General features: G+C 63.5%; 16 protein-coding genes. 1 reads left to right on the top strand and 15 read right to left on the bottom strand.

Annotation, left to right across the window (positions count from 1 at the left end; translation table 11 throughout):
• Positions 1-123 precede the first annotated feature (123 nt).
• The 15 genes from pyrE to OCL88_RS17605 form a co-directional block, all read right to left on the bottom strand.
• A complete protein-coding gene (gene pyrE, locus OCL88_RS17535) occupies positions 124-696 on the bottom strand; it encodes an orotate phosphoribosyltransferase (protein ID WP_021471731.1) in 573 nt (190 codons plus the stop codon).
• 56 nt (positions 697-752) lie between these two features.
• Positions 753-3026 (bottom strand): gluconokinase, GntK/IdnK-type, encoded by a 2274-nt coding sequence (locus OCL88_RS17540; RefSeq protein WP_264963348.1) that lies wholly within the window; start codon positions 3024-3026, stop codon positions 753-755.
• Positions 3016-4245 (bottom strand): D-mannonate dehydratase ManD, encoded by a 1230-nt coding sequence (gene manD / locus OCL88_RS17545; RefSeq protein WP_062094992.1) that lies wholly within the window; start codon positions 4243-4245, stop codon positions 3016-3018. Before manD ends, OCL88_RS17540 begins: the two co-directional genes overlap by 11 nt.
• Before the next feature lie 235 nt (positions 4246-4480).
• Positions 4481-5965 (bottom strand): glucuronide transporter, encoded by a 1485-nt coding sequence (gene uidB / locus OCL88_RS17550; RefSeq protein WP_264963349.1) that lies wholly within the window; start codon positions 5963-5965, stop codon positions 4481-4483.
• Positions 5966-6244: 279 nt separating this feature from the next.
• Positions 6245-7630, bottom strand: coding sequence for a mannitol dehydrogenase family protein (locus tag OCL88_RS17555; RefSeq protein WP_264963350.1), 1386 nt, complete (start codon positions 7628-7630; stop codon positions 6245-6247).
• Positions 7627-9027: a glucuronate isomerase gene (gene uxaC / locus OCL88_RS17560; RefSeq protein ID WP_264963351.1), complete on the bottom strand. Its 1401-nt coding sequence runs from the start codon at positions 9025-9027 to the stop codon at positions 7627-7629. Before uxaC ends, OCL88_RS17555 begins: the two co-directional genes overlap by 4 nt.
• Positions 9028-9161: 134 nt before the next feature.
• Positions 9162-10208 (bottom strand): LacI family DNA-binding transcriptional regulator, encoded by a 1047-nt coding sequence (locus OCL88_RS17565; protein WP_264963352.1) that lies wholly within the window; start codon positions 10206-10208, stop codon positions 9162-9164.
• A 158-nt stretch (positions 10209-10366) separates the two neighbouring features.
• A complete protein-coding gene (locus OCL88_RS17570) occupies positions 10367-11533 on the bottom strand; it encodes a Gfo/Idh/MocA family protein (RefSeq protein WP_264963353.1) in 1167 nt (388 codons plus the stop codon).
• A gap of 27 nt (positions 11534-11560) precedes the next feature.
• Entirely contained in the window at positions 11561-12421 is an 861-nt protein-coding gene (locus tag OCL88_RS17575; protein ID WP_264963354.1) for a sugar phosphate isomerase/epimerase family protein, read from the bottom strand.
• Between the two features lie 58 nt (positions 12422-12479).
• Positions 12480-13361, bottom strand: a complete 882-nt coding sequence (locus tag OCL88_RS17580; protein WP_264963355.1) for an ATP-binding cassette domain-containing protein — start codon at positions 13359-13361, stop codon at positions 12480-12482.
• A complete protein-coding gene (locus OCL88_RS17585; protein ID WP_264963356.1) occupies positions 13358-15301 on the bottom strand; it encodes a dipeptide/oligopeptide/nickel ABC transporter permease/ATP-binding protein in 1944 nt (647 codons plus the stop codon). The genes OCL88_RS17580 and OCL88_RS17585 overlap by 4 nt, the downstream gene beginning before the upstream one ends.
• A complete protein-coding gene (locus tag OCL88_RS17590) occupies positions 15298-16239 on the bottom strand; it encodes an ABC transporter permease (protein ID WP_264963357.1) in 942 nt (313 codons plus the stop codon). The genes OCL88_RS17585 and OCL88_RS17590 overlap by 4 nt, the downstream gene beginning before the upstream one ends.
• A 6-nt stretch (positions 16240-16245) precedes the next feature.
• On the bottom strand, positions 16246-17784 hold the full coding sequence (locus OCL88_RS17595) for an ABC transporter substrate-binding protein (RefSeq protein ID WP_264963359.1): 1539 nt from the start codon (positions 17782-17784) through the stop codon (positions 16246-16248).
• Between the two features lie 290 nt (positions 17785-18074).
• Complete coding sequence (locus tag OCL88_RS17600) at positions 18075-19082, bottom strand: Gfo/Idh/MocA family protein (protein WP_264963360.1); 1008 nt, start codon at positions 19080-19082, stop codon at positions 18075-18077.
• Between the two features lie 61 nt (positions 19083-19143).
• The gene (locus OCL88_RS17605; protein WP_264963361.1) at positions 19144-19989 is read right to left on the bottom strand and encodes a sugar phosphate isomerase/epimerase family protein; all 846 of its coding nucleotides are present in this window, start codon (positions 19987-19989) and stop codon (positions 19144-19146) included.
• A gap of 277 nt (positions 19990-20266) precedes the next feature.
• Here OCL88_RS17605 and OCL88_RS17610 point away from each other — a divergent pair, with 277 nt between their 5' ends.
• Positions 20267-21283, top strand: coding sequence for a LacI family DNA-binding transcriptional regulator (locus tag OCL88_RS17610; protein ID WP_264963362.1), 1017 nt, complete (start codon positions 20267-20269; stop codon positions 21281-21283).
• Positions 21284-21326: the final 43 nt, after the last annotated feature.

The raw sequence follows: 21326 nt of genomic DNA on the forward strand, positions 1-21326 counted from the left end.
TGATTAAACTCCCGGCTCGTGACGCTGTTTTTGACCTCCACAAGAGTCCTTCCCGCTGCCCTAACGTACTACTGTAGTACCTTAGGGCAGCGGGAGGCAACGTTTTTTGACGCGCCCGGACGCTTAGTCGAGTCCCAGCTCATCCTTGCCGAAAGCGAAGAGGTACGGGACACCCGTTTCGGCTTCGATCTTCTCTTTCGCGCCGGTGTCGCGGTCGACGATCACGGCAACGGCAACCACGTTGCCGCCGGCCTTGCGGACACCCTCGACGGCGGTCAGTGCGGATCCGCCCGTGGTGGACGTGTCCTCGAGAACCACAACATTGCGGCCTTCGACGGACGGACCTTCCACCTGGCGGCCCATTCCATAGGACTTCTGGGCCTTGCGGACCACGAAGGCGTCAACAGCGCGCCCGGCGTCGGCGGCTGCGTGCATCACAGCGGTACCGACGGGGTCGGCACCCATGGTGAGGCCGCCGGCGCACTCAACCGGGATCCCGGCGTCGTCGATCATTGCCAGCATGACCTGACCCACCAGTTTGGATGCCTCATGGTGGAGGGTGATCCGGCGCAGGTCGATGTAGTAGTCAGCTTCCTTGCCGCTGGAGAGGATCACCTTTCCGCGGACCACCGCCAGTTCTTTGATGAGTTCAAGAAGGCGGGCGCGGGCAACTGAGGTCTCAGGCGAGGAAGTCATGGCTTCTATTCTACGTAAGGCCGGGAGCAGGAAATCGTAGTGCTGCGAGCGGGAAATCAGAGCCGGGTGTCGAAGGAGTCACAGAACACGTTGTCGTTGAACGTCCCTTGGAACTCCGAGTTGCCTTGGATCTTGTGGATCGTCGCACGGATGGCCTCCCTGGTTCCTGCGTGGGCGTGAATGGCGGTTTTCACCATGGGCACGTCGATCAGGTGGTTGGGCTGGTTCAGCGAGACGAACACAGTGGGAACTTCCGTGGCGTACCAGGGGATTTCGGCTGCCATGGGTGATGACCACTTGATGCGGATGGCCGCTTCCTGCGCGAACCCCTTGACGTTGGCAAAGACGAAGGCAGCGTCGTAGCGTTCAGCGTAATCCGCCGTGGCTTCCTCTGAGAGGACCCGCATGAAGTTCATCCCGGTTTCCCCCGCGGCTGACCGCTGCTCAGCCGTTTTGAACACGTCAACCGAGAAGCCCGCAGCTTCGAGTTCCTCCTTCACGGTGTCCAGGTAGGCGAGCGGGTCAGCGCGGGTGAAGTCCGCACCACCGGAGATCCCGTAGAGCCGGATGCGTTTGTGGGTTTCGGGCCTGATCGGGAGGTTGTTCGCGGTGTCTTTGACCAGGGTGACGGTCTTGTCCGCGATCTCGGCGGCCACAGCCTTGTGGGCTTCACTTCCGATGACCGACAGCGCATCCGCCGACGGAACCAGGGATTCACGGGAAGCCGTGTGCAACCCAAGGCTCGCCTTGATGCCGAGAATCCTCCGGAGCGCATCATGCAATCGCTCCTCGGTGATGACGCCGGACTTGTAGCCGTCCAGCATGAACTGGAAGTCCTCCTCCGGGTTACGGAAGAAGAGGAACATGTCGCAACCGGCAGCGATCGTGGCAGGTACCAGGTCCCGGCGCTTCACGGCCTGGGTCAGGCCAACCATTAGCGAGGCGTCGGTGAGCACCAGGCCGTTGAAGCCCAGTTCGCCGCGGAGCAGGTCCTGCAGCAGCTCAGGGGCAAGGGTGGCGGGACGGATTTCCGGATCAGTCATTCCGGGCCGGAAGTGTCGCGACACCTCCGGGGCTCCGATGTGTCCCACCATGATCGACTGCACGCCGTGCCCGATCATTTCGCGATACACGTGGCCGTACGTCCGGTTCCATTCCTCGTAGCCCAGCGTGTTGTAAGAGGTGACCACGTGCTGGTCGCGCTCGTCGATGCCGTCGCCGGGGAAATGCTTCATCGCGCAGACGGTGGGTGATTCGCTGACGCCGTCGAAGTACTCCTTGGCACGCTCCACCACGATCTCCGGCGTGTTGCCGAAGGCACGGGTGGAGATGACAGTGTTCCGCCAGTTGTAGTGGATGTCCACGATCGGCGCGAACGCCCAGTTGCAGCCAAGGGCGGCGGTTTCGACGCCGGCTACCCGGCCCATCTGCCGTGCGATCCCTTTGTCCGGGTGCGAACCAGCCTGCAGGTGCGTCGAAACGAACGTGCCGTCGTCGCAACTTCCAGCGCCGCCCATCTCCGGGTTGGAGGCGACCAGCAGCGGAATCCGGGTCTTCGACTGTGCGTACCTGATGTGCTCCTGCACCGCACCGGAGGGGCCTGGCCTGTACCGCATGCCGCCCACATGGTATTTCTCCAGCACCTCGTCGAGGTACTCCGGGGAGTAGTCGTTGTTGTGGTTGATGAAGAGCTGCCCGATCTTCTCCTCCAGCGACATTGTGCCGATGGTGGATTCCACCCACTGGACAGCGGCGTCATCCAGGTTGAAGGGGGCGGCTTTCAGGTCCACTGGGAACCGGGCCGCAGTGTCCTGGGTATCGTCGCCTTGGGCTCCGAGCAGAAACTCCGCGGTGCGGTCCACGATCAGGTCCACGGGATTTTGGATGTCCACCATTACTCCGTCTTCGTCGGATTGGAGATGTTCAAGGGTAGCCAGTTGTGAGTCCAGGAGGGAGGTTGGCATGAAGTGGCCGGGGCGGTTGTTCATGCGTTCGGTGAGGAGTTCGCGGGTTCCGTGCAGGTGGACGAATGCCACGGTCGGGTCGCCTTCGCGGATGATGTCGCGGTAGGCGCGTTTGAGCGCACTGCACGCGATCACCAGGGCAGCGTCCGACGTCGAGAATCGCCTGCCGATTTCGGCCAGCCAGGGTGCCCGGTCGGCGTCGTTCAGGGGTGTGCCGACGGCCATCTTGTCGATGTTCGCCTGCGGGTGCAGCGAGTCGCCGTCGAGGAACTCGGCGCCGAGCCGTTCGGCCACGGCCGCACCGACGGTGCTCTTGCCGCACCCGGCGACGCCCATCACCACAAGATGAGTCGGTTTACCAGTCATGGACAGTGCCGTCCACGAGGCGGTTGTAGGGCAGGTAGGCCTGCTGGTACGGGTAGGCCGCGGCGGCTTCTTCGTTGAATTCGACACCGATACCGGGGTTGTCGCCCGGGTGCAGGTAGCCGTCCTTGAAGGTCATGGACTGCTGGAAGACCTCGTTGGTCTTGTCCGAGTGCTGCATGTATTCCTGGATGCCGTAGTTGTGGATGGCCAGGCCCACGTGCAGCTGCGCCGCGAAACCCACCGGGGAGATATCCGTGGGGCCGTGGAAGCCGGACTTGATCTGGTACTGCGCGGCGAAGTCCATGACCTTCTTCAACGGGCTGATCCCACCAAAGTGCGTGGACGCGGCCCGGACATAGTCGATCAGCTGTTCCTTGATCAGGGTCTGGTAATCCCACACGGTGTTGAAGATTTCACCAATGGCCAGCGGGGTGGTGGTGTGCTGGCGGACCAGGCGCAGGCCTTCCTGGTTCTCGGCCGGGGTGCAGTCCTCGAGCCAGAACAGGTCATAGGGTTCCAGCGCCTTGCCGAGCTTGGCGGCCTGGATGGGGGTCATGCGGTGGTGGCCGTCATGCAGCAACGGGATCTCCGGGCCGAACTCGTTCCGCACGGCTTCGAACACGGTGGGCAGGTGCCGCAGGTAGGCGCGGGTGTCCCAGTCCTCCTCCAGCGGGAAGTTGCCCCGGCCCGCGGGTTCGTAGTCGTAGCGTTCCCCGGAGGCCTGGGCCTGCGCGGCAACCCCGTACACGGCCTTGATCCCCGGGACGGCGGTCTGGATACGGATCGACTTGTATCCCAGTTCCAGGTGCTCCCGCACTGAATCGAACAGCGACGGAATGTCCGAACCCGACGCGTGGCCGTACGCGCGCAGCCCGTTGCGCGAGGCACCGCCCAGAAGCTGGTACACCGGCATCCCGGCCATCTTCCCCTTGATATCCCACAACGCCATATCAACGGCAGCAATCGCAGCCATGGTCACGGGGCCGCGACGCCAGTACGAGGACCGGTAGAGGAACTGCCAGGTGTCCTCGATCCGGTGCGGGTCCTTCCCGATCAGCAACTGGGCCACGTGCTCCTTCAAATACGCGGCCACTGCGAGTTCCCGACCGTTCAGCGTGGCATCACCGATACCGGTCACACCGTCCTCGGTGGTGATCCGCAGGGTGACGAAGTTACGGGACGGGCTGGTCACAAAGACATCAGCAGCAATGATTTTCACAGCTTTTCCTTTCGGGACGGTGCTGGTGGCTAACGAAGGGTTAGCTCTCGGCGGAAAGCAGGGGTGTAAGTGCCGGGATCTCACCCCTCGGCGCGGGCTGGACGGTTGGATTGAGTCTAGGGCGATTGCATCCATTTGGCAATCGGTTGCCAAATTACGGGAATGGGGATTGGAGTCGGGGCAGGGCACCAGCTGACGGGGCTCCCGGCTGACGCGGCTCCGGGCTGACGGACCCCTAGCTGAGCGAGCCTTTGCCGCTGGATGCATGCACGGATTCCGGCGCGGGGGCTTCCACGCTGCCAAGGACCTCGTCCGCGCCGCGCCCGGGCGCCCAACCGCCGTCGTCGCGAGTTTCTTCAGCGCCGCCCTCTTGCGGACGGCGCCCCTCCTGGACGGCCCGCCGCGCTTTGATCTCGTTGACGATTTGGGCATGCATGGCGTCGGTCAGCTTGTACTTGGCCATGACGGCGATGGCGAGGATCACCATGATGGCAGGCAGCGCACCGGCAGCGAACTGGATTCCCTGCAGGGCCTCCGGGCTTTGGGTGGCGCCGGACTTGTAACCGCCCATGGCGAGGGCGTAGGCAGCGAGGGCGCCACCAACAGCCTGTCCGGTCTTGCGGGTGAAGGAGAACAGCGCGTAGGTGATGCCTTCGGTACGGACACCGGTCTTCCACTCACCGTATTCAACGGTGTCGGCCTCAAGCGCCCACACCACGATACTCACGGCCATCACACCGAGCATGCTGACCAGCAGGCCGGAAAAGCCGATCCAGGTCAGGGCTGCCGGGGTGAAGAAGATCATGGCACCGCCTACTGCGCTGAGCGCACCTGCTGCGACGTACACCGCCTTCTTGCCGAACTTGTGCACCAGCTTGGGCATGAACGCTGCGAGGACGAACGTCATCACCAGTTGAACGATGGACATCACGGCATACAGGTCCAACCGGCCGAGAACATCGCGGAGGTAGTACAGCTGGACGGAGGAAAGCGCCATGTAGCCGGTCAGGAAAAGGAACGAGCTCAGGCAGAGCATCAACAGTGGACGGTTGGTCTTCAGCGTGTCCATGCTCTGTTTGAAGGAAACCTTGGGCACCGTCCGATGGACCCGCTCTTTGGCCGTGGCGAAAGTGAAGAAGTAGAGGGCTGCGCCTATCACCACGAAGATCAACGTGATGGTGGTGAAGGTTCCTTGCAGGTCGGCCCCGGGCTTGATCAACGGTGCCACGAAGATACCCAGAGCGGAACCTACCAGCAGCGCACCCACCATGCGGGCTGAGCCAAGCTTGGCACGGTCGCCCGGGTCTTGGGTCATCGCCCCGGCCAGGGACCCGTAGGGGATGTTCACCAAGGAATATGCCAGGCCCAGCGCCGCATACGTGACGTAGGCGTAGAGCAGAGTTCCGGTTTCACCAAGCTGCGGCACCGAGAAGGTGGCCACGCTCAGGAGGAGCAGGGGAATGGAACCGAACATGATGAACGGCCGGAATTTGCCGAAGCGCTTGCTGTAGGTGCGATCCACGAGCCGGCCGGCAAACACGTCAGCGAAGGCGTCGAAGATCCTTACGACCAGGAGCAACGTGCCCGCAGCGGCAGCAGATATGCCGGCGACGTCCGTGTAGTAGACGAGGAGGAACATGGTGGCCGTGGTGAAGGCCAGGTTGTTCGCGGCATCACCGGCGCCATAGCCGAGGATGCTGAGCTTGCTGAGCTTTTTCAATGCGGGCTCCTTTACCCTTCGCGTCATTGCGGACCGGACGTACTCTGAGCAGTGCTTTGGCGACTGGAGTGGCGAACCCGGATTGTGCAGCTGTTGTAATTCTAGTCACGTTGGCAAGACTTTGGCAATCGGTTGCCGCAAATTTCCTTGAACTGTTTTCGTAAGGGCGGACGCACAAGAAAGTCCGGGTGGGCAGGGAATACCCCCGCCCGCCCGGACAGAATTCTTCAGCGTGGCCAAACCCGCGGACGGGGCGGGACCGGCCGAGAAGGCCTGCTGCTAGGCCACGGTGCCGGACCGGACTCTACCTACGCCTGCTGCGGCCGCAGCAGTTGGAGCACCATCCAAGAAAGGTCCGCTAAGCCCGTGCACAAGCTGCACAACGTCGCCATCCCGAGCCAACTCTTCATCCAAAAGGGCAAGCAGGGCCTGGGTCCGCGCAGCGCCGGACAGCAGGTCCGCGTCGGCGATCGCTTCCGATTGCGGGTCCTGCCCGCCGGGACGCGCGGCCACATACGCCGACCACGCAGCGATCATCCGCGCCGCCGCAGCACCCGTGCGGCCATCCCCGCGCTCGGCCCGGAGCACCGGCACCGCACGCATGCGGAGTTTGGTGCTGCCATCCACACCAATCTGGGCAAGGTGGTGGGCGATCCGCGAGTTGCCGAAGCGTTCCAGCAACGCGGTCCGGTACTCCGGCACCTGCAATTCTTCTCCGGGCAGATGACGGGCCGCTTCGTCCCAGAAATCCTCCACAGCATCCCGGCAGAGGGGGTCGGACAAGGCCTCGGCCACGGTGGCGTGGCCCCGGAGTTGCCCGGCGTAGGCGAGGATCGAGTGGGCCCCGTTGAGGAGCCAGAGCTTGCGGTTCTCGTACGGTTCGATGTCGTCCACGAACACCGCGCCGGCGTCCTCCCAACGAGGCCGGCCCGCCGGGAAGCCTCCGGACAAAACCCAGTTGTGGAAAGGCTCGGTGACCACGGGCGCATCGTCGAGGTAGCCGCAGGACTCGGCCACCAAGGCCACGTCTTCGGGAGTGGTCCGGGGTGTGATGCGGTCAACGGAGGTGCTGACGAAGCTGACGTTCGCGTCGATCCATTCGGCCAGCCCGGCATCAACCTCGCGGGCCAGTGAAAGCACCCCGTTCCGGGCTACGGTTCCGTTGTCCGAGAGGTTGTCGCAACTGACGACGGCGAGCGGCCCGGCGTCGTGGTTCTTACGGGCGGCGAGGCCCGCGACCAAGCGGCCGATCGGCGTCGTGGGTTCACCTCCGGACAGCAGTACGGGCAAGTCCGCGGCGCCCAATCCGTACGCAGCCTCCGTGATGGTCAAGGTCACCACGGCGGTGGAAGGAGCGGCGAGGAGGTCAAGGAAGCGGGCCACATCAGCACCGTCGACGGCTTCGACGATGCTGCCCACCACTTCAAAGGAGTCCCCGGCGTCGGAGCGTTCCACGACCGTGAACAGGCCATCCTGGGCGGCCAGGACAGTTGCCGCGTCGGGCCTGCGTCCGGTGAACGAAGCGATGCCCCAGTCCCCTGCATCGCCGGCGTGCTGGGTGTACCAGGCTTGGTGGGAGCGGTGGAAGGCGCCGAGTCCGAGGTGCACAATGCGGACGGGCGCAGCCGGGGTGGTGCGGCTCAGCCGCGCGCGCGGAGTGCTCATAGTTTGAACACCCGGCGCGGGGAGCCGTCGACGATGTCGAGGATGAGCTCGTGGGCACGGTCCTCGGAAACCCGGTGTTCGGCCACCAATCGGGCAAGGAAGGAAGCTTCGATCCTGCGTGAGGCGTCATGCCGGGCGGGGATGGAGCAGAAAGCGCGGGTGTCGTCGATGAAGCCGGACGAACGCGAGAATCCTGCTGTCTCGGTGACGGCGGAGCGGAAACGCAGCATGGCATCCGGCGCGTCCAGGAACCACCACGGGGCACCAAGGTAGACCGAGGGGTAAAAGCCCGCCAGCGGCGCCAGTTCCCGGGAGAAGACAGTCTCATCCAAAGTGAACAACACCAGGTGGAAGTCCTTGGCCGTGCCGAAATCCTGCAGCAGGGGCCGGATCCCTTCGGTGTAATTGATGGCGAACGGGATGTCGTGGCCGGTGTCCGCGCCGAAGGCCTCGAACGTCGGCTGATGGTGGTTGCGGTAGGAACCCGGGTGGATGGTCATGACCAATCCGTCTTCCACGGACATCCGCGCCATCTGGTACATCATGTGGGCCTCGAACGCATCGCGGTCCGCGGCTGTGGCCTTGCCGGCGCGTGCCTTCTCGAAGAGCGCTTCCGCGTCGGCTTGATCCAGCTTCAGGGTTGCCGGCGTCCGCACGCCATGGTCCGCGGACACGGCACCGTGGTCCACAAAATAACGACGGCGGTTTTCCAAAGCGGCGATGTAACCGGCGTAGCCGGTACCGCCGTCGGCCGCGGTTTCGATCAGGCGCTCAACGTTGGCGGCCCAGGCAGGGTGGGCAACGTTCAAATACGCATCCGGGCGGAACGTCGGCAGGACGCGGCCGTTGAAGCTGGCGTCGTCGGTCAGCGCCTTGTGGCTGGCCAAGTCATCCAGGGGATCGTCCGTGGTGGCAAGGACCTCGATGTTGAAGTCCTTGAAAAGCTGCCGCGGACGGAAGTCCGGTTCGGTGAGCTTGGCGGAAATCGCGTCATAGCTTGCGTCGGCGGACATCCCGGAGAGGTCGGCGCCAAGTTTGAACACCTGCTCGAACTGGGTCCGGAGCCAGTAACCGGAGGCCGTTCCCTCAAAAAGGGGCCAGGCTTCAACGAACCTGCGCCAGACTCCGCGCGAGTCCTGGGAGTCGCTGGCATGAAGCTGATCCATGGGCACCCCCTCGGCGTGGATCAGGCGGGTGACGTAATGGTCCGGGCTCACCAGCAAAGCAGCGGGATCCGGGAACGGAGTGTTCTGCTCGATGACAGCGGCGTCAACGTGGCCATGGGGCGAAATGATGGGCAGGTCCTGGACGCGCTCCAGCAAGGACCGCGCAATGCTGCGGGTCCCGGGATCAGCGGGCAGGAGCCGGTCAGGATGGGCTGCAAGGGACTGTGACATAGGTCAATCTTCGGTTTCCCGTTGAGGTTTTGTCAACCGGTTGCCAAAAATTGCCACTCGATTGCACCGCGCATTGCCCTGAGGTCAGCAGGGTCCCCCAAGGGTCCTGCGGGGTCCTGCCTCGCGGAAAAGAGTTAGCTAAGCAACCTGCCGCTGGAACCTCGCACCACCAGTTCCGTCTCGACGCTCACCGGGCCGGCCGGCGCGTCGTGGCCATGCAGCACGTCAAGCAGGATGGTCACGGCGCGGGTGCCGCACTCGCGCAGCGGCGACCGCACGGTGGTCAGCGCCGGCGTGGTGAAGTCCGCGCCAAAGATGTCATCGAATCCCACGATGCTGATCTGGTCCGGGACCTGCATCCCACCGGCTTGGAGTTCCTGCATGAGGCCAATGGCCAGGAGGTCGTTGTAGGTGATGACCGCCGTCGCACTGCTGTCCAGGACGTCGCGCGCTACTTTCCTGCCGCCGTCGACGGTCGGTTTGGACGATTCCAAGCGAACGGCACTCACTTTGGACCACTCGCAAGCGGCTTTGACACCCTCCCAGCGCCGGGCAGTCATCCATGATTGCGGCGGCCCTGCGACGTAGGCGATGTGCTCGTGACCGTTGGCAGCCAAGCTCCTGACAGCCTCCCCGATGCCCTTGTTGACGTCAGGAACCACGCAGGGGACGCCCTCTATCTCGCGGTTGATGACCACCACAGGCTTGTCCCCGGCCAAGGACCGGATGTTGTCGTCGTCCATGCGCGGACTGGCGAGGATGAGGCCATCCACTGTGCTCAGCAAGCGCCGGGCGGCAGTGACTTCGGTTTCCGGCGACTCCGAGGACTCTGCGAGGACCAGCGTGTAGTCGCGGGCAGCACCGGTGGTTTCCGCTCCGCGGATGATGTCAAAGAACGTGGGGTTGGTGATGTCCGCGACGATCAGTCCGATGGTCTGCGTCCGCCCCGTGGGGAGCGCCCGGGCAAACGGGTTGACCTGGTAGTTCAGCTCAGCAGCCGCATCTTCGATGATCTTCTGCGTCTTGGCGCTGACCCTGCCGGGCTTGCTGAGGGCGCGTGAAACCGTGGACGGATTGACGCCCGCCAGCTTGGCGATGTCGTAGATGGTGGGTGAGGACTTCTCTCCGCGTCCGCGCTTGGCAGGGGCAGTGGAGGTTCCGGCATTCGTCGCTTCAGTCACCGCTCCATCGTAGTGCGGTTTGGCAACAAAAAGCAGGACGGTTGCCAAAGACGCTCTCTCACCTACCGCCCCGTTGAGCCGGATCCTCTCTCAATTTCTTGAAGAAAGTGATAGAGCGTCGGCGGAAAAGCGGTGTTAGGTGAGAGAGCGTCCAGGGGTCAGGCGCGTTCCGGGAACGTGCCTTCTTCAGCGATGCGCTTGTTCAGCTCCTGCAGGAATTCGTCCTCATCGAAGTCGAGGGAAACTTCCTTGCCGGTCCAGCTGGAGAGGTGGATGGCGTTGGCCAGGCGGACGCCGTTGATGCCGTCGGAGCCGGGGGCAAGCAGCGGGGTCCCATCCAGTATGTTGGCCGCGAAATTCTCCAGGACGCCGGCGTGCTGCCCGCCCCAGACGGACTCGAACTCGATGACTTCCGTGGAGTAGAGCTCCTCCCGGTTCAACTGGCCCATGAAAAGCTTGCGGACATCGTCCATGCCCATGGAATCGCTGATCTCGCGCTCGGGCTTGACCAGTCGCGTCACCGTGGCCACCTTGCTGTCCTCCACCACGATCTTGCCTTGGTCACCCAGGATTTCGAACCTGTCGGTTCCCACGATGTCGTGCGTGGCGGTCACGAAAACGCCCGTGGCGCCGTCGCCATAATCAACGACGGCGGTGACCTCGTCTTCGACGGCGATGTCACGGCGGAAGCCGTACGCCACCTTCGAGTAGACGGACTTGGGGACGCCGCAGATCCACTGCCACAGGTCCAGCTGGTGCGGTGCCTGGTTGACGAGGACGCCGCCGCCTTCGCCGCCCCAGGTGGCTCGCCACTCGCTGGAGTTGTAGTAGCCCTGCGGACGCCACCAGTTGGTGATGATCCAGTTGGTGCGCCGGATGGTGCCTATTTCGCCGCCGTCGACGATTTCCTTGAGCTTCTTGTACAGCGGGTTGTTGCGCTGGTTGAACATGATGCCGAAGGTGAGCCCGGGTTTGGTGGCTGCGAAATCGTTCAGTTCCTTGACCTGCTTGGTGTAGACGCCGGCGGGCTTCTCCACCAGCGCGTGAATGTCACGCTTGAGGGTCTGGATGCCAATTTCGGGGTGCAGGTAGTGCGGAACACACGTCACCACAGCATCCACGGACCCGCTTTCCAGCATGGCGATGTAGTCGTCAAAGAACGGTGCCTCCGGGTACTGGGAAGCTGCGAGTTCCTTCTTGGCTGGGTCGACGTCGCAGATGGCGCCGATTTCCATGTTCGGCACCATGCCGTCCTTGATGAATTTGGCGTAGGCGTCGCCCTGCTGCCCTAGGCCGATGATGCCGAGGCGTACTTTCTTGCTCATGAAATCAATCTCCGTCAGTTGAAGAATCTAGAAAAGGTCGCTGTGGCCCATGGCCACGAGGTTTTCGTAGGAAGTCTGGAGGGCGTCCCATACCGTGCGGCCGTAGAGTTCGTCCTGCTCCACCAGGAGGTAGCGGGCACCGGCGTCGACGGCGGCCGGAACGATTGACGGGAAGTCCAGGTTGCCTTCGCCCACCTCCGCGAACTGCACGACGTTCTTGAACTCCGCCATGAAGCCGGCGAAATCGCCGGATTCCAGGAAGTCGAAGGACGACTCCGGCATCTGGCCGATCCGGTAGTCCTTCAGGTGAACCATGGCCGTCTTGCCCGCGTACCTGGCAAGGGTCCGGACCGGGTCCAGGCCGCCGCGCTGAACCCAATGGACGTCGATTTCCATGCCCATGGCGGGAGAGTTTTCCGCAATGATGTCCAGCATGTACTTGCCGTCGAACTTCGCGAACTCCACGTGGTGGTTGTGGTAGTAGAGGCTGATGCCGTGTTCCTGCAACCGCTCCGCGTAACCGTTGGCCTGCTTGGCAAAGTCCACGACGGCGTCCAACGACTTCATGGCCGGGAACGGCAGCATTCCAATGCGGAGAAGGCTGCTGTCCAGGCGTTTGGCATCATCGACGATCTTGTCGAAGTTGTCAGCCAGCGACTCCACCGGCATGCCTTTGCGGCCCTCGACGTTGACGGACAACGCGGCGATGTCCATGCCCAGTTCAGTGCGTGCACGGTCCAGTTCACCCACGTTCTCCGGGGTCATGGGGATCTGCGAAATCTCCACAGCGTGGTAGCCGATCGCGCTGACTTTCCGCAGGGTCTCGAATGCTCCAATATCGGCGAAGCTCTCCTTGAGCATCATCGCCTGTACGCCTATCTTGGCCACTTTTTCCTCCGTGGTTCTCCGGCCTGTGAAGGCCAATCGGTGCGACTGGTCCGGGCTGCTAGGCCGCGGCGCCAGCCTGTTCGGTCTGTTGGCGCTGCTGTTCCAGCAGCCGGTGGCGGTCCGCACGGCGCTGTTCCTGGCGGTCCGGGTCGGGTACCGGGGAAGCCAGCAGGAGTCGCTGAGTGTAGGGGTGCGCGGGTTCCCTGGTGACGATGTCGGCCGGCCCCTGCTCCACGATCCCGCCGCGGAACATGACCGCCACGCGGTGGCTGATGTGCCGGACGACGTCGAGGTCGTGCGAGACAAAGAGGTAGGAAACCCCGGTATCGCGTTGGATCTGCAGGAACAGGTCCAGCACACGGGCTTGTGTTGAGAGGTCCAGCGCGCTGACCGGTTCGTCGCAGACGATCAGTTTGGGAGACAGTGCCAGCGCCCGGGCGATGGCCACGCGTTGCCGCTGGCCGCCGCTGAACTCGCGGGGAAGCCGGTGGATGGCATCCGATGGCAGGCCCACCTGGTCCAGCAGTTCCTTGACCCGCTTCTTTGCGGCCCCCTTCTCCATGCCCTGAACGCCCAGGGGCTCGGCGAGGATGTCACCGATTTCCAAGGCGGGGTTGAGGGATGTGTAGGGATCCTGGAAAACCACCTGCAAGTCCCGGCTGAGGGTCCGGCGCTCCTTACGGGAGGCCTTGCTGATGTCATTGCCTTCGAAGACCACTTTGCCTTCGGTGACAGGGGCCAAGCCCAGGACCGCCCGGCCGAGGGTGGTTTTTCCGGAGCCGGACTCCCCCACCAGGCCCAGCGTTTCGCCCTGTCCAATGGTGATGTTGATGTCCGCCAGCGCCCGGAACGGCTTGGCCCGGAACCTTTTGCTCGGGTATTCGACCACCAGGTTTTCAACGGCAAGCAGGGGTGCTTCCGAACGAGAAACAGTGCTCATGCCACCGGCTCCTTTTCTGCTACGCGGCCCGAACCGGAATCAGTGCGGGAAACGGGACCTCCAGGCGGGGAAACGAGCATGGTCATGGGCTCCTTACCTTCCAGCATGGACCCCAGGAGGGTCTGCGTGTACTGCTCTTTGGGGTTGCGGAGGATCTCGCGCACGGTGCCTTCCTCCACCAGCCGGCCGTTCTGCATGACGGCTACGCGGTCGCAGAGGTCGGCCACCACACCGAAGTTGTGCGTCACCAGGATCACGCCGATGTTCAAGCGCTGCTGCAGTTCGCGGAGCAGGTCCAGTACGTCCGCCTGGACGGTCACGTCCAATGCGGTGGTGGGTTCGTCAGCGATCACCAGATCCGGTTCGCAGCTGATGGCACCGGCAATCAGCACGCGTTGCGCCATGCCGCCGGAGACTTCATGCGGGTAGGCGTTGAAGGTTCGTTCCGGATTGACGATCCCGACGTCGGTCAGCAGTTTAAGTGCCCGGGTGCGGGCTTCTGACTTGCTGATGCCGAGGACCCGGACCATGGGCGTGACCAGCTGGTAGCCGATAGTGAACGCGGGATCCAGGTTGCTCATGGGTTCCTGCGGGATGTAGGAGATACGCTTGCCGCGCAGTTTGGACAACCGTTCCTGGTTGACCCGGTCCTCGCCCGGCGCCACCGTGTAATTGCCGTCGAACTGGATGGAACCTGCAACGATCCGTGCGTTGTCCGGCAGCAATCCCAGGATGGAGAACGCGGTCTGGGACTTGCCCGAGCCCGACTCCCCCACGATCCCCAGGATCTCGCCGCGGTCCACGTGGAAGGAGACGTCGTCCACTACTTTCTTGATGGAACCATCCGCCTGCGGGTAGCCGACTCCAAGGTTGGTCACCTTCACCAAGTGGTGTTCGGTTCCACGCTCGACGGCGGCAACAACCTTCCGTGACTGGCGCGCCTTGGCGGGTTCCGCCGTCGGGCGTTCTGCCCCGGCGGCTGCTGCCGTGGCCGCGGCCTTTGCTGAAGCGGGTGTGCGCTTCTTGCGGTGCTTGATCTTTTCGCCGTCTTCCAGGGCATCACGGATCGCGTTGCCCAGCAGGACCAGTCCGCCGATTGTCAGCGCCATGGCCAGTGCCGGCCAGAGGAGCAGGGTTGGCGTCATGTAGACGTTCTTGAAGCCTTCGGAGAGCATGACGCCCCACGTGGCCTTGGTGGGATCGCCGAGGCCCAGGAATTCGAGTCCGGACTGGATGGCGATTGCCACGCCGGCAATGGCCGCGGTCTGGATGATGATGGGTGCGCGGACCACGGAGAAGATATGCCGGGCCACGATGCTGAGGTCCGAGAGTCCGGAGACACGGGCGGCGTCCACATACAGTTCGTTGCGGACGGATTGCACTGCCGCGCGGGTGAGGCGGAAGTAGGACGGGCTGATGAGGATGCCGAAAGCGATCATGCTGATCCACACCGAGGGGCCGAAAGCCGCGCGGATGGTGAGCAGGACGATCAGGCCCGGAAGGCTCATGAGGATGCTGACCACCCAGTTGGATACGGCCTCGAACTTGCCCGCGTAGTATCCGGCGATGAGGCCGGCAGGGAGGCCGATGGCGATCGCGACGCCGGCACACAGCAGGGCCGACAGGAGCGTCAGCTGGGCACCGAAGAGGAGGCGGCTCCAGTTGTCACGGCCCGCACTGTCAGTGCCCAGGATGTTCGTGGAGTCGGGCGCTGCGAGGGTCTTGGAGATGTTCGCGAAGTTCTCCTCGAAAGGAGCAATCACGGGCGCAAAGATGGCCAACAGGGCAATCGTTCCCAGGATGACGATCGAGGCGATGCCCAGGGGGTTCTTGAAGAGCCGCCGCATGACGGTGGAACGGACCACGGTGCCGCTTTGGCCTTCGCCGGCCACCACGTCGGCGGCTGCTGTTGCTGTTGCTGAATTCATGGAGTCGCTCATGACACACGTACCTTCGGGTTGAGCCAACCATTGACGATGTCCACCAGGAGGTTCACCACAATGACCACCACCACGGTGTACATCACGACGCCCATGACCACCGGGAGGTCGGTCTGGCTGGTGGCTGCGACAGCGAGCGGACCCATGCCGGGAAGGGCGAAGATCTGCTCGATGATCACCACGCCGCCCAGCATGCCGATCAACTGGAGGCTCAAGACGGTGAGGCCTGCCGGTGCTGCGCTGCGGAGAACGTGCTTGAAGAGAATCTCCCGCTCTCCAATACCGCGGCTGCGGAGGGTGCGGACGTAGTCGCGTTCGAGTTGCTTGATCACGGCGCTGCGGATCTGTTGGGCTCCGCCGGTAACGCCGTTGATCAGCAGTGCGACGACGGGGAGAGTCATCGAGATGACCCAGGCCTCGGGTCCCACCTCGGGCGAGATGGTGCTGGTGGCCGGGAAGAGGCCCAGCTGGATGGCCAGGAAGGTCACCAGGAAGACACCGATCACGTACCCCGGGATGGAGTCACCGATGATGGCGCCAATCTGGACCACCCTGTCCACCCAGCCGCGCTTGACGGCTGCCGCAACACCGATCAGTGCTGCGCAGATGGCGATCAGGATCATTGCGGCGAAAACCATGGTCATGGTCACGGGAATCCGGGTGGCCAGGGAGTTGGCCACCGGCTCGGAAGTGAACCACGAGGCTCCAAGGTTTCCGGCCAGGGCATCGCCCAGCCAGGCGAAGTAGCGGACGAACAAGGGCTGGTCGAGCCCAAGCTCCTGCTCTTTCAAGGCAACTTGTTCAGGGGTGGCCTGGTCACCCAGGATGTTCCGGGCAATGCTCCCGCTTGAGGTGTACAGCAGGGTGAAGGTGAGTACCGAGACGACGAACAACACCACCACCCCGCTGCCCAGCCTCTTGGCAATGAACTTGATCATGGCGTCCTACTTGGCAGGCGAGTAGTTATAGATGGAAGGAACGGCCTGCTGTGCTTGCGGGACTACGTTCACTTTGTCGTTGTGGTAGTACATCTGGTTCACGCGGAACAGCGGTGCGAACCAAGCCTGCTCAACCACGTACTTGTTCACTTCCTGTGCCTTGGTGCCTGCGTCTTCACCGGCGGTCCGCACTGCCTGGATCTTTTCCTCGAGCTCAGGCGTGGTGGTCTTGAACGGGTTGTACAGGGCCTTGGTGGAGACAATCTGGTCGATGGCCACCGTGGGCTCACCCTGGAACAGGTTGAAGAAGAGTGCGTGGTACTTCTGGGCTGCCACGTCCGCCGTAAAGGTGTTGGTGATCGCCGCACCCGGGTTCAGGGTAATTCCGACGTCGGCAAGCTGCTGCTTGAGCACCGAGATCAGGGTTTCCGCACCGGGAAGGGTGGGAACGTCGATGCTGACCTTGCCTTCAAAGCCGGATTCCTTCAGGAGTTGCCGGGCCTTGTCCGGATCGTAGGTGTAGTAGTTCTCCAGCTCTTCCGTCCACGCACCGCTGTCCTTGCCGAACGGCTGCGAGGTGGGGGTCCCCTGGCCAAGCATCACCTGGTCCAGGATGGTCTTCCGGTCGAAGGCGTAGTTGATGGCCTGGCGGACCTTGACGTTGGCCAGGGCCGGGTTCTTGGTTCCTTCACGGTCCAGCAGGAGCAGTCCGGACCAGTCAACCTGGTTGGCCTCGAGCTTCATCTTGGCGCCCTCCGCCTGCTTGCCGTTCTTCGGGTCCAGAAGAGTGGCGTCAATCTGGCCGGAAACCAAGGCGTTGGTGCGGGCCGTCGGATCCAGGAGGACCTTCAGCGTGATCTTCTTGTACTTCTGGAGGTCCTTGTTCCAGTAGCCTTCACGGGCGTTGAAGACGCTCTGCGAGTCCTTGACCGAGGCGGCCTTGTCCATGACGTACGGGCCGGAGCCGACCGGTTCGGTCTTGATGGCATCCGTACCCAGGGCCTTGGGGCTTCCCATCAGGCCGGCAGCCTGGCTGAGGAAGTACTCCAGTGCGGGTTCGGGGGCCGTCAGGTTGATGTCGATGGTGTCCGCGTCCACCACGGCAATGTCGGACACGGAGCTGAGCTGGGCCATCTGCGGGCCGTTCGCCTTCTTGAAGTGGTCCATGTTGGCCTTGGCAGCTTCAGCGTCGAACTTGGCACCGTCGCTGAACGTCACATCCGTGCGCAGGTCCATGGTCAGCTTGGTGCGGGCTTCGTTGTACTTCCACTCCGTGGCCAGCATGGGGCTCAGCTTGCCGTCCGGCTCGCGGAGAATCAGGGAGTCGTACGCCACCTGGTAAGGCTGGAGGGCGTGGCCGACGTGGGCCTGGGCGGGATCCCACGAGGTAAGGTCGCGGAGGGTTCCCAACGTGAGCGCGGTGACGGTCTTTCCCCCGCCTGCGTTCGAGCCGGCTCCTGCGCCTGCGCCTCCGCCGCAGGCCGTAAGTGCCAGTGAGGCGCTCAGGACGATGGCAGCTGCTGCCGCCTTGGGACCTAACTTCATTGTCGGCTCCTAATGAGTCTTTGCCTGATGCGAACAGGATCCGGATCAGAACTGAGGAGTGTGGCATAGGCCACATGTTTCTGGGTGTGGGATTCACAGTACGGACTTTGTCGCTTCTTGGCAACCGATTGTCAAAAGTTTCTGGAATTGTTGCCAGAGCATTCTCCAGCCCCCGCCCACGCACCCAACTGGGTCGCATTAGTGCACGTTTAGAACGCTCAAAACGCGCATAAATGCGTCCTACTTGGGGCAGGGCGGGGCGGGCGTTTCCAGGGCGGGGAGGGAACGGGTCAGGCGACGAGGTCCGCGAGGTCCGGGTAGCTCTGCGCGTAGATGTCCTTAACGATCCGCAACGACTTCGACGCTTCGGCCGGGTTGATCCAGAACGGCCCGGGGGCCTCCAGCTTTGCGTAGAAATCCTTGATCAGGAGTTCATGGGACGCCCCCCAATACGAACGCCCCCCGGTTTCCTGCAGCTGCTCCTTGATGACCTCCACGGAGCCGTCCGCGTATGTCACGGTGAGGTCGCCGCGGAGGCTAAGGGTGGCGTTCTCCGTGACGATGTCCAGCGTTACCGGCGCGTTGACGGCATTGGCCAGCGTCGCATAGAAGACACTCCGGGCACCGTTCTCATGCTCCGCCACGAACTCCGCAGTGTCTTCCACCTCGATGACCCCCGCCAAAGCACGGGTGGCGGCCCGGCCTTCCACCTTCGCCACACCGCCCACCAGCCACTGCAGGAGATCCACGGTGTGGATGGCCTGGTTCATCATCAAGCCACCGCCACCCTCGGCCCACGTTCCACGCCACGGCCGGTCGCGGTAGTAGTCACCCGAGCGGTGCCACATCACGGTTGCGGAAGCGCCGAGCACCTGCCCCAGCGAACCGCCGTCGAGCAGTTCGCGCATGGCTTGCGATGTCGCGTTGTAGCGGTTCTGGAAACAGACACCGATCTTCGCCGGGCTCCGTTCGGCCGCCTCCACCAGGCGGCGGCCTTCTTCGAGCGTGTGCGCGAGCGGCTTCTCCACGATCACGTTCACGCCCGCCTCAAGGAAGTCCGCTGCCAGCGACGCGTGGAGGTGGTGCGGCGTGCAGATATGTACGACGTCGGGCCTCGCCTTCGCCAGTAAGTCCAGATGGCTCGCGTACCCCGGTACCCCGTGGGCGGCTGCGGCCGCAGCCAGCCTGTCCGGATCGGCGTCGCATACCGCCACCAATTCGACGTCGGGGGTCCCGGCCAGTGCCGCGAAGTGGACGCTGGAGACGTCTCCGCAACCGATGATTGCTGCTGTGGGCATGTTCCTGCTCCTTTGAAGGATCCCTTGCTTGTTGTAGTGCTCTTGGCGGGTCCGTGCCCGGTCAGGCCAGGCGGACGCCGTTCTTTGCAGCCAAGCCTGCGAAGGCCCGGGCAGCCACGCCAAAAGCGACCGGCCCGGAGAAGCCGCCCAGCTCGTGCGCCGCGGCCAGGTGCGGCTCAAGCGAAGCGAAGCCTGTGTAGCCGTCTGCGGCGAGCGCGGCGATGGTCTCGTCCAGCTCGCCGTCACCCTCGCCGGAGGGGACAACCTCTCCCGTGGTGGCCAGCGCATCCTTGACTTGGAAGTACTCGAGGTAAGGGCGCAGGAGCGTGTAGCCCTGCGTGTACGGCTTGACGCCCACCTGCACGAAGTTTGCGTTGTCCCAAGCGACGCGAAGGGCCGGCGAACCAACCGCCTCCATGATGTCCAGGACGCGCTCCGGGGTGTCTCCGTAGATGCCCTTTTCGTTCTCGTGGAGCAGGATGATCCCGTTCGCCTCGGCCTCCGCAGCCAAGGCGCTCATCCGCTCGATCACTGCGTCGCGGATGTCTTCCTGGCTCTGGCCCTCGGCCCTGTAGAAGGAGAAGATCCGCACATACTTGGTATGCAAGGCCTTGGCCACGGAAATGATCTGCCGGAGGCGTCCGAGTTCGTGCTCCACTGGAAGGCTGACGTCCACTTTGCCGATGGGGCTCGCGACAGCAGAGACTTTGAGCCCCTTGTCGTCGAGGACCGCCTTGAGGCGTTCGACGTCGGCCGGTTCCAGTTCCGAGACGTTGGTCCCCCAGGCGCTGCGGACTTCAATGTGGCTGGCGCCCAACGCCAGGAGGACGGCTGCCTGGATAGCGGGGTCGGGGTCTACTTCGTCGCCGAAACCGGACAGGCTCCACACGGCGCTGGGGTGAGTCACGTATATCTCCTTGGTGGTACCGGTAAATCTGCTGGCGTTGCCGGCGGTTGCGTCGGCTACGCCAGCACCGGGGGCGGTTGCGGGTGCTCGCCCGTGCGGAACCGCGGGGCCGCGGGCCAGCAGGAGTGATGGGGTTCACAGGGCTTGCTTCCCGACTGAGTCTAGCCAGTCTGGCACGCCATTGACAACCGATTGCCATTTGCTGCCAACTATGGCAATCTTGTCCAACGGTGTGGCAGCGGTCACAACCGTTTTCGACGTTCAGAGAGGAACGCCCATGGCGACGCAACCCGTGGCAGCAGAGCGCCCTGCCACCATCCATGACATTGCCGCCTTGTGCGGCGTTGCGGCGTCAACAGTCTCACGTGCCCTGACCAATCCCGAGCGCGTGAATATCCGCACCCGCGAGCGGATCCGGGCTGCCGCCGTCGAGCTTAACTACACGCCCAACTCCCAAGCGAAAGCCCTGAGCTCCGGGAAAACAGGCGCTGTTGGCGTCCTTGTCCCGGATATCACCAACCCCTTCTACTTCGACCTGATCCGTGGCACCCAGCTGCAGCTGAAGGCCGCCGGCTACACACAGCTCCTGGTGGATACCGAGGAGTCTGATGAGGTGGAGGCCAGCACGCTCGATCAGCTGCGCAAGAGCGCGGACGGGGTAATTGTGGCAGCCTCCCGCCTGAACGACGCCGCCCTCGCGGAAGCTGCGACGCGGATGCCCATGGTCACCGTCAACCGGGATGTAGAGGGTGTACCGGCGGTCATCATTGACACCCCCTCGGCCATGACGCAGGCACTTGACCACCTCATCTCCCTGGGACATACCTCGGTGGCCTACGTTTCCGGACCTGTCGTGTCCCAATCGGGTTCCAGACGCTGGGCGGTACTGTCAGCCGCTGCCGAGGACCGTGGGATCGAGGTCCGGCTGCTGGGTCCGTTTGTTCCGAAGACCCAGTCAGGCGCTGCCGCAGCCGATGCCGCCGTACACAGCGGGGTGAGCGCATGCATCGTGTTCAATGACCTCATAGCGATCGGCATGCTGCAAAGGCTGCGGGAACGGGGCATCCGCGTCCCTGAGGACATAAGCATCGTTGGCTGCGACGATATTTTCGGGGCGGACTTTTGCAACCCTCCCCTCACCACGCTGAGCTCTCCCATTGAACAGGCCGGGCGGATGTCCGTGTCCATGCTGCTGGCCCAGCTGAACCCCCTGGCCGGCGGCGGAAGCCGGAGCCGCTCCGTCATGCCCACGCACCTCACGGTCCGCGGCTCCACCGGCCCGGCACCCAAGTAGCGCTCAGGCGGCGCTGCCGCACCGTGGTGTTAGAAAGTGTTCT

Origin of the sequence: Paenarthrobacter sp. PAE-2 (assembly GCF_026013155.1) — a bacterium.
Classification (GTDB): domain Bacteria; phylum Actinomycetota; class Actinomycetes; order Actinomycetales; family Micrococcaceae; genus Arthrobacter; species Arthrobacter ureafaciens.